Source organism: Pseudomonas sp. MDT1-16 (assembly GCF_054898115.1).
The window spans coordinates 2,316,534-2,329,722 of record NZ_CM142717.1; the positions used below are offsets into that span (position 1 = coordinate 2,316,534).

Below are 13,189 nucleotides of genomic sequence, written 5' to 3' on the forward strand. Positions count from 1 at the left end.
GCGTTCTGCAAAATAGGCGAGTGGTGATAGACGGGAAATTGGTGTTGAATACGAGCCTTTTCAGGAAGGGTCGTATGAAGAAGGATTTGTTTGCTCTGGCCTTTGCCACCTCGCTGATTGCTGGATGTGCATACCAGGCGCCCTATGGAACTCCGGAGGCTACCTCTCAACTGGTGAGCGACCTTGCACTTGATGGAGTGCCGGAACTTGTTGTGCCGGCAAACTGGATGTCTGTGCCCTATGGGGTTACGAAACCAGCTGAACCGACAAAAGGGCTGCTTGTCTCGGAGCGTAGTGGTTTACGTTTGGTAATTTTCGACAATAAGCACTACCGGCAAGCTGGCGAACTTCGCGCGCCCAAGGTGCAATGCGGTTACATCTGGAGGGGGGAGCAGGACACGATGCCTGTGCACCTATTCGAGGCGGAGCATTTTTACGCGTTGAGCCTAGGCGAAACTGTAGGAGCAATGGACGTGAAAAAAAGGGCGCAAGTAGTTCGGTATTTACAGTCCCAACACATACCGTTGCTCACCGTACAAGACGGCTTGTTTGTTCGTGAACGAGCCCCATGAAAGACAGGACACCGTTTCCCCCTTACGATAAGGGATAGGCAAACGGTTATGTTTATGACTAACAGCAACGATAAGAGTGGGGAGCTTTTGGGCCAAGAGCGGCGGCGCCGCTGGAGCCCAGAGCAAAAACTGGCCATGGTTCGCGAGAGTCTTGAGCCAGGGCAAAGCGTTTCGGTGGTGGCTCGGCGCAACGGCATCAATGCCAACCAGCTGTTCCTGTGGCGCAAGCTGTATCAGGACGGCAGCCTGTCGGCGGTCAGTGCTGGCGAGGCTGTAGTGCCGGCCTCCGAGCTGAGTGATGCGCTCAAGCAGATCCGTGAACTGCAACGGATGCTGGGCAAAAAAACGATGGAAGCAGAAATCCTCAAAGAGGCCGTGGAGATTGCCCGGTCGCGAAAATGGATTGCGCACTCACCCTTGTTGCCGGGGGACGACCAGTGAAGCTGGTCAGCGAATGTCTCGGTGTGGCGCGCTCGCAATTAACGGTTCGAATCAAGCAATCAGTATCGCCCAAAGTACGGCGAAGCAGGCCTGTGGACGATGCTGCGCTGGTGGTCGAAATCCAGCAACAGGTCAGCGAGCTTCCCAGCTATGGCTACCGTCGTGTCTGGGGATTGCTGCGTCGCGCCCGTGAAACCCAGTCGCTGCCGGCGATCAACGTGAAGCGGGTTTACCGGGTCATGCGCGATCACAACTTGCTGCTGGAGCGCCGGATCAAACAGCCCGGCATGCCGCGTCGGCACGAAGGCCGTATTGCGGTGGAAACCAGCGATACACGTTGGTGCTCGGACGGTTTTGAGTTCCGCTGCGAGGACGGCGCCAAACTGAGCGTGACCTTCGCCCTGGACTGCTGTGATCGTGAGGCCATCGGCTGGGTTGCAAGTCCAACGGGATACAGCGGCGATGATATCCGCGACTTGATGCTGGAAAGCGTGGAAAAGCGCTTTGGTGATCAACTGCCCGCCACGCCGGTGCAATGGCTAAGCGACAACGGCTCAGCCTATACCGCCGAACAGACGCGCCTGTTTGCTCGACAGATCGGTTTGCAGCCGGTGACCACACCTGTGCGCAGTCCGCAGAGCAACGGCATGGCTGAGAGCTTCGTGAAGACGATCAAGCGTGACTACGTGGCGCACATGCCCAAGCCGGATCGAGAAACGGCGCTGCGTAACCTGGCAATTGCCTTTGAGCATTACAACGAGCAGCATCCGCACAGCGCCTTGAACTATCGCTCACCGAGGGAGTTCAGGCGCTTGGCGGCAGCATCAATTTAACGGGGAGTTGGTGTCCGGTTTTGTAGGGGCAAGTCCAGTTCGTGCAACCGGAAACTGGTCTTCCAATGTCCCCTTGCCGAACAACTATGCCCCATGGGACATCGGAGTACCTCTTCCCCGTGGGGAGTTGGAGGCATTCAACCCATGCAAGCATTAATCGGTACTCCGGATCACTCCAGATTATCCAAACACATCTGACTGGCTGCTCCTGGCCGCTCTCTGCCGGTCACGGTTACAAAGCCTCAATGCGTTGGTGTTCAGAACGGAAGCAAATGACGGATGAGGTCGAATGCAAAGGGGTGGACAAGTCATCAACCTCCGTTGCGCCGCAAAGTAGGTGAGCCAGTGTGTCTCGCTCCATCATGGCGTTCCATAGCGCGATCCTTCGCCACGGTTACCGCTGGCAAGCGGACTACATGCTCACCAGCCTCCGGAGCAGATGCTACTGGTATGACTCGTCGCTGATCGACGTAAATGGATAGAGTTGTCTCGATCGCGTCCAGGGCTTCGCTGATTGCTCTCTCCCGATCATCGCCATAGCTGTTCAGCTCTGGAAGGTCGCGGCAGAACATGGCAAGTCCTGAAGCACTGCATTCCTCGAAGCGGATTGCATAGTCGTACATGGTCACTCCTCGGAGGTCATCGCGGTAATTTCACTCGCGCACTGCGTCGGTAGGCGTCCTTCAGGTACGCATACGGATCATGGGGTAGATCATTCCGGTGCCATTAGCACCGCTAAAGTCATGGTGATGAACTCCTCATTCTTGCTGGTCGTTTCCAGCGCACCACGCACATTGCCTCCAACCTCACCCGATCCACGCTGCTCGACCCAGAGCGTAAGTTCCATGATGGCAGCCTCAAGGGCTTGCCGGTTTTCATTGATCTTGAATAGCAGGGAAGGGAGCAGGTCAGAGTTTGGCATCGCGATTCCTCCATGGAAAAAGGACAGCGTAGCAGTAGGAAAATTTGGTGGGATCTTGTCGCTGATATTGATGGTCGCACAGAGTCAGAGTGCGTTCAGCAGACGCTCAAGCTGATCACGCTCCCACCCACTCAATAGGTCGACTGGATCAGTGCCATAGCGCGGCCAGGTTTCAAGTGATCCAACTCTGCCATCTGGTGCCCGGCAATCCTCGCAGTAATTCAAGGCGCCGCCGTCATTGAAAAGCGTGAGATACCAACCATCGATCGCAACAGGTATGTGGCCGTTGTAGATTTCGCTCAAAGACTGGCTGCTGGTTCTTCTCATGATGCGTATGCCGAGCGCGACGTCCTTCAGGAACTGGTAGACCTCGCGGGAGGTGAGAGGGGCGTTCGTGTTCAAAGTAGTCTCTGCATGAATCATGGCTCTTACGTAGATAGCTCTAAGCGAGTGGATGCTGATTGGGTAATGCCACCCTAAGTCTATGAGCGTTTGATGCCACTCGCTTTGGCTTAGAATGGTACGGTCTTGGCCGTTTACTGGAACCCTGACAGCGCGCGACTGCCATGACAGACATCTGGGCGCCCAGGATCATTCCTACGTGGCGCGACTGGGAAGCCGCTGGGTACCAATATGCTGAGCGGCCGGAGATGCATGTAGAAGAAAATAGGAAAAAATCAAAGCCAGCTTAAATGACGAGATCAGTGTAAAGGACAACCCTCGACTCGTGCCCCTTTACGTCATTGCTAAGTCGATTTCATTGTCTGGCTCGGTGCTTTGAACTCGCATGATTTTGTTGCCCCCGGTCTACGCAATTTGGCATCCACTAGCAAAGGCATCGCATTGCCACGCTGGTAACGCAATTCTTCGAGGAAGCGATCTTCTTGGACGGCGCCCCCTTCGGCGAAGAACCAACTGACACGATTGGAGTAATAAGCTGCAAGATCGCGCATGGCGCCATAGATCCAGGGCGATGAGTCCATTGTCAGGGCGACGGTGCCGAACTGCGGATAGTTCGGACAGCCGTCGCTGGCTATGCCATCGCTATTGCCGAAGTTTTTGCTGATAAACGCATACACCTCGCAGGATGGAGGTGGGGCGCCTTGCCACATAGGACTGTCTTTCGTCCCATTAGGTGTGGTGCACGCATGGCGCACGATTTCCTGGCATTTTTTATTACTGCTTTCGTTGCAGGCGCCGCTTATGGATTGCAACTGAACCCGCATTGACTTCGTCCCCAATGCAGGTTTGATCAAGAACAGGTGAGCGGCGTACTGATTTTTGCTGAGATTGGCGGGAAGGTTTTCGCAGTCCGAATTGGCCAGTGCTGTAGAAACGATGCAGCCGACCAATACCGGGTGCTCCCAGGCGTAGATGTCGTAACCGGTGAGTTCGTACTTCACGATTTTGCACTGCTTATCCAGACTGCTCAAACCAGGCAGCAGCAGGGTCAGTCCTTGATCTACCAATCCTTCCTTTAGTCGACAGATGTCAGCCATCCAACCCTCCCGGTCTTGCGAATGGTCGGAAATGATCAGGTTGGAGACGCCTCGGCGAACGAGCGCGTAGGCGCCAAGATTCTCTGACATGCCGCCGTCTGACAGGTGAATAAAGGTTGAATGTTTGGCGTCGCCCAAGCGATCGACATGGTAGAGCGGGAAGGGCAAAAGGTAGTGCATCGCATAAATGGTATCGCTGGTGTTGTTTGGATTGGGAAATGAAAGACCCCAGTCCAGCGCTGCGATTTTTTGTCCGGCATTGTAGATATTGCGCAGTGGAGGTTCGGCTTCCACTTTCTGCTGGGAATCGAGGAAAGCTGCGGATGACACAACGGCTTTGGCAGGCGTCAGGCCCGGTAAAGCACCTGGCCAATACCCGTAAAGTCCTGAACCGTAGTGGTAAGAGTTGACCTCGAATGCAGAAAGGAAAAATGGCTGCTGCTCTCCGATGTCGAACACGCTGCGATCTTCCCCAGCGGTGGCGTTAATGATCCATAGTGGCGCACCCTTTACCTCGTAAGCCCTCTGAAGTTGGGTATAGCTTAGAGATCTGGCTTGCTCAATATCGCCTTCCAGTCGCACGCTGGTGCCGTACATCGTCGTCATGCAGGCGTCGTCTTTTTCGTCACAATTAGGTGCGCTGGCGCCGTAGGTTCGTGTAATGCCTTTGGCGTAAGCATGTTGTGTGCTTGAGAGATTGATGTTCCAGCCAAAGACAATATTGGCGAACGCATTGAGAACCATCGAGCCGATTTCCATTGGAACCATTTCCAGCGTTTCATTGGTAAATCGCTGGTCATCCTCAGTGGTGGTGTAGTCGAAGGCATGGGCGCCAAACATGTTCCGCCCTGTGCTGAACATGTCCTGGTAGCCACGTAAGGCATTCTGTACGCGGTATGGATCTTTGCCTAACTCAGGTCGATTCAACGTAGCTAGGCGCAGGTCATATTGATGCTGGGTATGCCGGCGCTTTTCGTCGCTCTCAAATTGATCGTCCCTCGCAATTTTAAGCAGATTCGTATTGTTTTGAGGCGGGCAGGGTAGGGGTTGGCCTACAAGCCAAGATTCCTCCGGTGCCCCGCTGACACCCAAAGTATCCATATACCGCGACGGTAAGCAGTCGAGAAATAGTGTCTGCCGGAATGCATCAGGGGTTGGCTTATTTTGTTCAAATTCTGGGTCGTCGAAGACGAGGCGGGTGTAATACCAGTAGGCGGCGTAGCTGCCACCGGATACCGAGGAAATAACATCCACGTGTTCCATCTGGCCGGACTCCACCAGCCCCTTGAGTATCCCAATGGAAAACCCCGATGCCTTTGTGCCTCCGCCCGCGAGCGCTAAACCAAGATTAGGGGTGTGGCCGGCAACAGGTCGTCGCTCGACAGCAAATTCACGATTTAGGGTTTTGCTGGTGAAATCCAGAGGGGGTGCTTTGGGAGGGGTGCCGCACCCAGCGATCAACAAGCCGGTGAGTACTAGCCAAGTCCACCACGACGAAGCTACTGGAGTTTTCATTTCAATCCCCATCCCTGGCGCGGTGCTGGTCTATTGCTAGTATCCCCAGCGTAGTAGCTACTTCTATGTACCGCTAACGAATAGTGGTGAACCATGCTCGACTGCTTCGCCTGCCTTGAACATAGATTCGTTTGCCGACGGCAAATCCAAATTCGCTTTGCTTGTAACGCAGATGAGTCAATAACCATTGGTTACATAGTTTATGCCGAATCGATAATAGCCCAAACCTCTTTCTGTTCGAAATATTGATCGCGAATAAACTAAGCTTTTGACAACAGCGATCGAACGTGTGGTTTAGTACGCCAGTTTTGATAAAAAAATCTAAATCCCCACGTTCAAAAAAAGGAAATAGCCTATGGACTTCCCGCGCCGAATTGTAGATATGCACACTCACTTATTTAATGCTTGCTATATGCCACTCGCAAGCGTCATCGCGGATGCAATGAGGAATGAGGACAGCGCCCTTGCAAAACATGTTGCAAGCCTTTTGGTGGCCCTTACAGGATCGTCCTACAAGGAACATAGAGGGGGATTCTCAGATACACATTTTTTGAGCGAAGAGGCGAAGAATGAATATCTAATCGATCAGATATGGAAAATCACTCAGCATGAACTTCTAGCTCGATCAGCCTCCAAGAACGCAGTCACCAACGGGCCCCAGGTGCTTCGAGAAATCCCTTTCAGCTCACAAAATTTAAATAGAATCTCTACCAGCGATATTTCAAAAATCGTTGATAAACTCGCAAAAATTAACTACGAAGCCGAAGGCTTTGATGAAGAGCTGCCCAAACCACTTGCGCCACCAGAGGTCATAGATGGCCTGTTGGGCACGACGCTATTTAAGCATGACTTGCCCTTCGGCAGTGTTCTTGACGGCGCTGAGGAGGCGGTCAAGAAATCCTTGCGAGCAGTGACCAAGCTTATGGATCCCATGGCATGGGGCAAACCAGAAAACTACCTAGAGTTCTTCCTTACGATGCTGAAGTCAGAGGAAGAGATGCTGGCGAAGGTATTTGATGGCTATGGCCCTGGGTTGCCTCCGCTTCAGATTGTCCATTTTATGATGGATATGCAAATGGCCTATCCGGGCAAGGAGGAGCCTAAGTATCCATTCTTCCCGACTCAAGTCGAGTATATGCAGAAACTGCAGCGTCTTCATCCGAACGAAGTATATGGCTTCTGCGCCTTTGATCCACGCAGACCGGGTGATTGGCGTAAGCGCTGCCAGGACGCAATCGAAAAAGGCTTCATTGGCTTCAAATTCTATCCACCTCTTGGATACAAGCCTTCGGGCGATAAACCAGAAGTTCAGGAAATCACAAACGAATTTTTCGATTTCTGTGTTGAGGGAGACTTCCCTGTTTTTGCCCACTGCACACCCCAAGGGTTTCAAACCCGTCTGAAAGAAGGGAGGAACGCTCATCCGAACAACTGGAAGGCCGTCTTGGAAAATGAAAGATGGAGCAATCTGAGGCTGTGCCTTGGACATGCAGGCGGCGAAGATGTCGTAACTGACGACATTAACTCTCCTGGTTGGATGGCAGCCGACGACAATGAATGGAAGTCTGCTGATAATTTTGCTCGGATCGTAACCGAACTTTGCACAACCTACCCGAATGTCTACTGCGAAGTTGCCAATATGTTCCCAATGCTTAATCCAGATAATGGTGCAACCTTTGTAGCCAACTTGGAGCGTGCCAGAACTTCAGCCTCCAATCAGGGGCGCCCCTATGATCTGATGGATAAAATTGCTTATGGTACTGACTGGCATATGCCGGACATGGTCGATAACACCAGAAGATACTTTGATGTGTTTTTGAAAATCATGAATAGAGATGAATACAAGCAATTTTTAAACAGGTTTTTCTGGCAGAATTCGTACAAGTACATGAAAATTACTGAGTAGATCAGAGTTAACATGAGTCGTTGATGTGTCGAGGGTTTTACTGGAGTAGCTCTGGTAGGCCAGCGTGACATTGTAATGAAATCTATAAGGAAGTAATTGGAGGATTAGGGGAAAGCGCTCCGAATCCGTATCCAGAGTATGTCCTCAGAACAATAGATTTCGTATGGGCGTCAAGGGTTATGACCAGTTGACGGATGTTGGTGCGAATTTTAGATTTTTAGGTTAGCCGTGAGTGGAAGGTTTTTACGATGTCAGAGCGGATCCTGAAACGCCTCGGTTGTTAGCTGATCACCTTGCGTTTCAGTTAAAGTGCTAAATTGGTGAGACAAAATTGACTGGAGACAAGCGTAAGCCGTTTGAGAACTGATTGTTTACACTGCGTTAAAATAGCGGCATTCAAATTTTTTCTGGTGTTACTTGACTAGGTCGTCATGTGTGCTAAACCTACAGTAGTATATCGTTTTCTTAATTCGTCTTTTTTGTATTTGTGTATGTTTTTAACCTCTGATGTGTTGAGGTGCGCCTAATGGCTATTTGTGTTTTGGTGCCTCCAGGTGCCTTGCTATGTGTCGTCATGGTTTTGAGGTTGAACGCTAATTAAGCGGTTCAACATTCGGTAAAAGTTGGCCGCTTTAAAGTTGGTAGTACTTACGTGCAAATGAGTCTGTCGTATTTCATGTTGGTGCTGTAGTTTTTGAGGTTTCAATGCTCAGTCTTTATTTGTTGCTTTCTCTCTGAAGCGGGTGTGTACACTGAGTGGTATCGTCGGGGTTGCAGATATTTAAATTTTAATTGGAAGAAAGGGGAAGATATGCGCATAACGATTCTCTCTCTAGTTTTTTTTATGTTATCGGGTTGCGCCATAACTTCGACTTCTAATAGAGGGACACCACCTGCAATTGATGATTTTCCCAGCGAGGAGATTTCGTTTCGAGTTGTGGGTGATAACAATACCGTACTCAGGGAAATTCAAGATCATCTAGCTGTCCGTGGGTTACCCTCGATTGAAACAGTTCGGGTGCCTAAAACCTTTATTGTTACGACTTATATAGAGGAACCAAGTACAAAGCAGGATCGTCGCGTCCGGAGGACGGCGTTCCGATTTGGTCTGGCTAAAATCTCTGATATCGCTGCGCCAGTCTGTACGTCGGTTAGTGTTGTTACATTAACAAAGTCTCGTGGAGTGCGCGAGGAGCTATGGTCGGTTCAGGATCAGGATGTTACCTATGTTTCGAGCGCTTGGCCTGACCTGCGGAATCTATTTGAGAAGCGAGCTTGCAAATGACCAAATCACTAATAGGTAGAAGAATTATACTTGTATTAATGCTTTCAGGATTTATTCTTTCGTTCATTGTTTTATGGTGGATTGGTCGGAACGGCGCAATTTCCTTCGAGGCGGCTGCTCCTGCAATTAAAGTGCTCATGCAGCACTATCTTCCACTGTTAGCAATTTTGGGAGGTTTTTATTTTTCGGAGCGCGCTTTCGTAGATCAAGGGGGCGATACTTCAATTGAGACCGTGGCTTTTGCACTAGTAGTGGTCGGGATTTGGGTGTTAGGGCCGCCAATACTTATTGCGATAAGTCAGACGATTGAGGGAGCGATGCGTCTCCTAGATTCCGGCGCGGTAATTGGAACTTCGCTTGTTTCTGCATGTTTGGCTTTCTATTTCTCGAAGAGCTCGAAGACTGCGTAATGTAATAAGGCGTAGTGTTGTATTTTTGGCAGTTATGTAAAAATCCAATAGGTATAGAATGAAGTGTGAGAAATGAATCGTATTAACAAATAAGGAAGAGGTTATATATGAATTCGAAATTCATGAGTCTGGCAGTTATGTCATTGTTGATGACGGGCTGCGTGTCGATGGATGCTGTAACAAAGTACTCCGCGTACTCAAAAGATACTGTAGATAGTATTAATGTTGTAGCGAGAGATTATGCTTTATCGTGTGCAAGAAGTAATAGCTACAAAGCCTTAAGTGAATATAACGATTGCGTTGATGCAAAAAAGGGCTCCAAGGCAATAATTGATGTGTCAAAAGTTCTTAGTGATTATAGTGATGCTTTAGGGGCATTAGCTTCAGACGAGATTGTCGACTATAACACGAATATCGATAAGGTTGTGGCTGAAGCAAAAAATATCAAAGGATATGATGAAGGAAAGGTAAGTTCTTTGAAAAAGCTTTCGGGCTTTGTAGGGCAGATGGCTACAAATCTTTATCGCCAGAAACAAATCTCTGAAGTCATTGTTTCTGCGAATTCAACAGTTGTTAAGTTTTCTGACGATCTTGCTCAGGTAATAGATGAAAACATAGTTTATCAATATGATAATGAGCTTGAGACATGGAGGCAAAGATACCAATACCTTGAGCAATCACAACGGAGCTCTAATCCTTTTGTATGGGAAGGTTATTCAAAAAATCAGTGGGATAAGCGAATCGAGATAGAAACCAAACTAGCTGCCGCAAAGTCGCTAGCAAACGGAGTTCGCGAAATTGGAAAGACTCATAATAAGTTAAGTAAGGATGCTGGGGATTTATCGGGGAAGGAAGTTTATGCTGCTGTCCGTGCTTATGTGAATCAGGCAAAACCTATTTTGAAAGAGGTACAAGAAGCATTTTCAACTAACAAGGGAGATTAGGGTATGAGCAATACACTTGAAACTCAAGATCTTTTCCGAATGGCAAAAATTTTTCATGGCCTCGCCAAATATGTTGGTGACTATATGTATGAAAACTGGGACGATATTTCTGAGGAATCTAGAAAATCTTTAGATCACCAGGCGATGGTGCTGCTCACGATTTCAAGTCAACTCAACTCAAAAGCCTTGATACAAAATATTGATCTTCTTGATGATGAAGCAGAGGCTATCAAGGTCGGAATTAAGAAAATCAAAGAGACTATTGATAATGTGAATGATGTTAAAGAATTGATCGATATCGCCGCAAAAGTTATTGCCTTTGGGATCGCCATTGGTGCAGGAGTATCGACCGGTAACTTAGGAGTTGCCGTTCCTGCTGCAGTGGCACTAGCACAGGAGGTCGGCAACTAGTTTTTAAATAACGTCAGTGCCGATGATGTGAGTCGACGAAGTCAGATGCTGGGAGGAGGTTGTCCAGTAAAGTGTAGAGCCTAAGTCTGCGAGACGAACTCGTTCGAAAGACTGAGCAAACTCATGGATACGATTCTTGATGATCAGAAATTACGGCGTTTCAGTTGTAGAGGGTGCGCTAATCATACCAGTATCCTGCGCCATGTGATGCCCAGGACGAGAAGCAAGTAGTGGCCGAGGAGGCTTTGAATATGCAGGGCAGTGCCCTCGCAGGTCGGTAATGATTTCTAGCTGACAAAGTTAGTTTGAGTACAAAAGGGCCCTTCGAGGGCCCTCTTTTTTGATGTGTATGACAAGTCTGTCTTCGTGGCTGATGATGCTCTGGAGCTAGTCTATAAATTCGCTTTTCGCAGTAGTCTTGCTTCTCACCATCATTATTCAACATCCATATTGAAAGCATCTCTCTGATTTTTTTATCATAGAGAGCGATCAGATATGCGCGCTTGTTGGTGTTCTAAATGCCACTCTTGAACTCTTCGAAGGTGATCTTAGCGCTGCCAGAGAATGGAGGAAGTCACCCGCGCGAGGGCTTAATTCAAGATTGCCGTTGGACATGACAAGCACCTGGGTAGAGGCCCAAGCCGTCATTGATCTCATTGGGCAATTGGAACATGGGTACACGTCTGAATGGCGCCTGGATAGGCTTGACATCTCAAAGGTGATCATCCCGCTCTGGTGACGCAGGTCATATGCCCAAGTCGAGCTGTAGCCTCCATTCAAGTAGATGTCTGGGCAATCGATCCGCTGGTATCGTTTGAACGATGCCGCGCAACAGTTGAGAGCGATGTCCGTTCGGGAGCGCGACGGCGTTTAGATTCTCCTCGAATAGCAATGGCCCCCTTTTTGCCAGGCGCTGACCAGCACGTAGCGCTGCCATTGCTTCAGGGCCTAGCCACTCGCGCCGCAGGTATCCGAGGTTGTCCACTTTGTGGGTATTCACATAGCTTTCAGAAGCACTTCCACGAGCACTTGTAGTTGCTGCGCCCCCAGCGTTTCAACGGCCAGCTTCCAAATTTCCCATTCCCTTGGCACTGTGATCGCCATGCCGCCTCCAAAATCGTTATGTGCTCGGCAATTTCATTGCGGACGCGAGTTTCGTTGCTGGAATCGTTGCAACGCACGTGGACAACATCACGCGAAATGAAGATTTGGCTGGAGTCTTGTTTCGGTCGACAGCGAAACAAACGAGGTAAGAGACGTAGCTTAGCTAATCTGAATCTTTAAGGTGCGACACCAAAGCTTCTCTCAATTCGAGCAACGCGTCACGCAGTCGAGAGTCTTCGCGCGCGTCACCCGGCGCAGGTCTGAAATCTTCAACATGCCGGAGCAGGGCTTCGCTGTCGTTTCTGTTGAGATCAAAAACAATCATGTTGAGTCCGGGGATTTGGAGGAGGGACTCGCATTAGCAGGTGAACCCGTGACTGAGCTTTTCGAGCTCAGCTTTTACGAGGTCGTATCCCGTTTCAGTGTGAGCGACTTGCAGTGGTGTCTTTCCGCCGAGGATAGCTTTCGGTTGGTTTAGCCAGGTGTCGGCTTTGTTTTTGTTGCCAAAGACTCGCTCGGCTTGATGCTGAATCAACTCTACATAATTCATCGTTGGCTCTCGTGAGGTTTGCCGATGTGCGCTCGATTTCAGCTTGCTGCCGTAGCGGGGGGCCTTGGCATAATATTCGCGAAAAGCTTTGATGCCACGCGTGGTTCCGGCAAGTGGAAGCCCAAAGAAGATGCCCACCAAATTGCGTTCATTCTGAGCTCGTTAAGCTGAGGAGGGAAGGCGTGTGTGTTGCGTCCGCGGAGAATACGGAGAGTGGCTGACATGGGTGATTTCATTCACTTATTGAACGACTAACGTTGCCGCTATCTACGGAGTTCTCATCAGAAATGCTGTTGACATACCAAATAGCTTCGCCGGTCGGGGTCTGCACCACGGCCTCGTCACCTTGCCCCTTCTTTAGCAGCGCCCGGGCCATGGGCGAGTCGATCGAGATGTAATCGTTGCGCCCGTAAATTTCGTCGCAGCCCACGATCCTGAATTTCTTTAGCTCTCCTTCGTCATTTTCAACCTCAACCCAGGCTCCAAAAAATACCTTTCCCTCCTGCTCGGGGGAATAATCGACGACCCTGACGTCCTCTAAGCGTTTGCGTAGATATCTAACCCGTCGATCAATTTCTCGCCGCAGCTTTTTGTTGTACTGGTAGTCCGCGTTTTCGCTCCGATCCGCGAGGGAAGCTGCTCACGTGACCTTTTGGGTGATCTCAGGTCGGTAAACGCGCCACAAGTGATCGAGCTAAGCCTTGAGGGCGTCGTGGCCGCCGCGCGTAATAATGTTTGTGGCCAAAGCAGCCTCCTTTTGAAAAATTTTGCATACCAAGGGGGGCGAAGCAGAATGC

Annotated in this window: 13 protein-coding genes and 1 pseudogene; 7 read left to right on the plus strand and 7 right to left on the minus strand. The window is 49.9% G+C overall.

Going from position 1 to position 13,189, the window contains the following annotated elements:
• Window positions 1-74 precede the first annotated feature (74 nt).
• Both ACYZT3_RS10375 and ACYZT3_RS10380 read left to right on the plus strand, forming a co-directional pair.
• Complete coding sequence (locus ACYZT3_RS10375; RefSeq protein ID WP_462032032.1) at window positions 75-572, plus strand: hypothetical protein; 498 nt, start codon at window positions 75-77, stop codon at window positions 570-572.
• A gap of 54 nt (window positions 573-626) precedes the next feature.
• A protein-coding gene (locus tag ACYZT3_RS10380) for an IS3 family transposase (RefSeq protein WP_462031622.1) occupies window positions 627-1,846 on the plus strand; the annotation gives its coding sequence in 2 pieces (ribosomal slippage) (window positions 627-972 and window positions 972-1,846; 1,221 coding nt in all).
• Window positions 1,847-2,157: 311 nt separating this feature from the next.
• Here the strand turns inward: ACYZT3_RS10380 and ACYZT3_RS10385 are convergent.
• The 4 genes from ACYZT3_RS10385 to ACYZT3_RS10400 all read right to left on the minus strand — a co-directional run bounded on the left by ACYZT3_RS10385 (window position 2,158) and on the right by ACYZT3_RS10400 (window position 5,782).
• Complete coding sequence (locus ACYZT3_RS10385) at window positions 2,158-2,469, minus strand: type II toxin-antitoxin system HicB family antitoxin (protein ID WP_462032033.1); 312 nt, start codon at window positions 2,467-2,469, stop codon at window positions 2,158-2,160.
• A gap of 89 nt (window positions 2,470-2,558) precedes the next feature.
• Window positions 2,559-2,768: a hypothetical protein gene (locus tag ACYZT3_RS10390; RefSeq protein ID WP_462032034.1), complete on the minus strand. Its 210-nt coding sequence runs from the start codon at window positions 2,766-2,768 to the stop codon at window positions 2,559-2,561.
• Window positions 2,769-2,852: 84 nt separating this feature from the next.
• Complete coding sequence (locus ACYZT3_RS10395) at window positions 2,853-3,170, minus strand: DUF7693 family protein (RefSeq protein ID WP_462032035.1); 318 nt, start codon at window positions 3,168-3,170, stop codon at window positions 2,853-2,855.
• A 344-nt stretch (window positions 3,171-3,514) separates the two neighbouring features.
• Window positions 3,515-5,782, minus strand: coding sequence for a patatin-like phospholipase family protein (locus tag ACYZT3_RS10400; protein WP_462032036.1), 2,268 nt, complete (start codon window positions 5,780-5,782; stop codon window positions 3,515-3,517).
• 355 nt (window positions 5,783-6,137) lie between these two features.
• On the opposite strand from ACYZT3_RS10400, the gene ACYZT3_RS10405 reads away from it, so the two are divergent.
• From ACYZT3_RS10405 to ACYZT3_RS10425, 5 genes are all read left to right on the plus strand, one after another.
• Window positions 6,138-7,688, plus strand: coding sequence for an amidohydrolase family protein (locus tag ACYZT3_RS10405; protein ID WP_462032037.1), 1,551 nt, complete (start codon window positions 6,138-6,140; stop codon window positions 7,686-7,688).
• Between the two features lie 1,281 nt (window positions 7,689-8,969).
• Window positions 8,970-9,383, plus strand: coding sequence for a hypothetical protein (locus tag ACYZT3_RS10410; RefSeq protein ID WP_462032038.1), 414 nt, complete (start codon window positions 8,970-8,972; stop codon window positions 9,381-9,383).
• A gap of 107 nt (window positions 9,384-9,490) precedes the next feature.
• Window positions 9,491-10,327 (plus strand): hypothetical protein, encoded by an 837-nt coding sequence (locus ACYZT3_RS10415; protein WP_462032039.1) that lies wholly within the window; start codon window positions 9,491-9,493, stop codon window positions 10,325-10,327.
• Between the two features lie 3 nt (window positions 10,328-10,330).
• Window positions 10,331-10,738, plus strand: coding sequence for a hypothetical protein (locus ACYZT3_RS10420; protein ID WP_462032040.1), 408 nt, complete (start codon window positions 10,331-10,333; stop codon window positions 10,736-10,738).
• Between the two features lie 493 nt (window positions 10,739-11,231).
• Window positions 11,232-11,477, plus strand: coding sequence for an antitoxin Xre/MbcA/ParS toxin-binding domain-containing protein (locus ACYZT3_RS10425; protein WP_462032359.1), 246 nt, complete (start codon window positions 11,232-11,234; stop codon window positions 11,475-11,477).
• 528 nt (window positions 11,478-12,005) lie between these two features.
• Here the strand turns inward: ACYZT3_RS10425 and ACYZT3_RS10430 are convergent.
• The 3 genes and pseudogenes from ACYZT3_RS10430 to greB form a co-directional block, all read right to left on the minus strand.
• The gene (locus tag ACYZT3_RS10430) at window positions 12,006-12,167 is read right to left on the minus strand and encodes a hypothetical protein (RefSeq protein WP_462032041.1); all 162 of its coding nucleotides are present in this window, start codon (window positions 12,165-12,167) and stop codon (window positions 12,006-12,008) included.
• Between the two features lie 33 nt (window positions 12,168-12,200).
• Window positions 12,201-12,530, minus strand: a complete 330-nt coding sequence (locus ACYZT3_RS10435; protein ID WP_462032042.1) for an antitoxin Xre/MbcA/ParS toxin-binding domain-containing protein — start codon at window positions 12,528-12,530, stop codon at window positions 12,201-12,203.
• Window positions 12,531-12,624: 94 nt separating this feature from the next.
• Window positions 12,625-13,077, minus strand: a pseudogene (gene greB, locus ACYZT3_RS10440) (transcription elongation factor GreB).
• Between the last annotated feature and the right edge of the window lie 112 nt (window positions 13,078-13,189).

Bases quoted from the DNA above. Each gene is read 5' to 3' on its own strand.
- ACYZT3_RS10375 (WP_462032032.1), top strand. From the start codon at position 75: ATGAAGAAGGATTTGTTTGCTCTGGCCTTTGCCACCTCGCTGATTGCT.
- ACYZT3_RS10385 (WP_462032033.1), bottom strand. From the start codon at position 2,469: ATGTACGACTATGCAATCCGCTTCGAGGAATGCAGTGCTTCAGGACTT.
- ACYZT3_RS10390 (WP_462032034.1), bottom strand. From the start codon at position 2,768: ATGCCAAACTCTGACCTGCTCCCTTCCCTGCTATTCAAGATCAATGAA.
- ACYZT3_RS10400 (WP_462032036.1), bottom strand. From the start codon at position 5,782: ATGAAAACTCCAGTAGCTTCGTCGTGGTGGACTTGGCTAGTACTCACC.
- ACYZT3_RS10405 (WP_462032037.1), top strand. From the start codon at position 6,138: ATGGACTTCCCGCGCCGAATTGTAGATATGCACACTCACTTATTTAAT.
- ACYZT3_RS10410 (WP_462032038.1), top strand. From the start codon at position 8,970: ATGACCAAATCACTAATAGGTAGAAGAATTATACTTGTATTAATGCTT.
- ACYZT3_RS10415 (WP_462032039.1), top strand. From the start codon at position 9,491: ATGAATTCGAAATTCATGAGTCTGGCAGTTATGTCATTGTTGATGACG.
- ACYZT3_RS10420 (WP_462032040.1), top strand. From the start codon at position 10,331: ATGAGCAATACACTTGAAACTCAAGATCTTTTCCGAATGGCAAAAATT.
- ACYZT3_RS10430 (WP_462032041.1), bottom strand. From the start codon at position 12,167: ATGATTGTTTTTGATCTCAACAGAAACGACAGCGAAGCCCTGCTCCGG.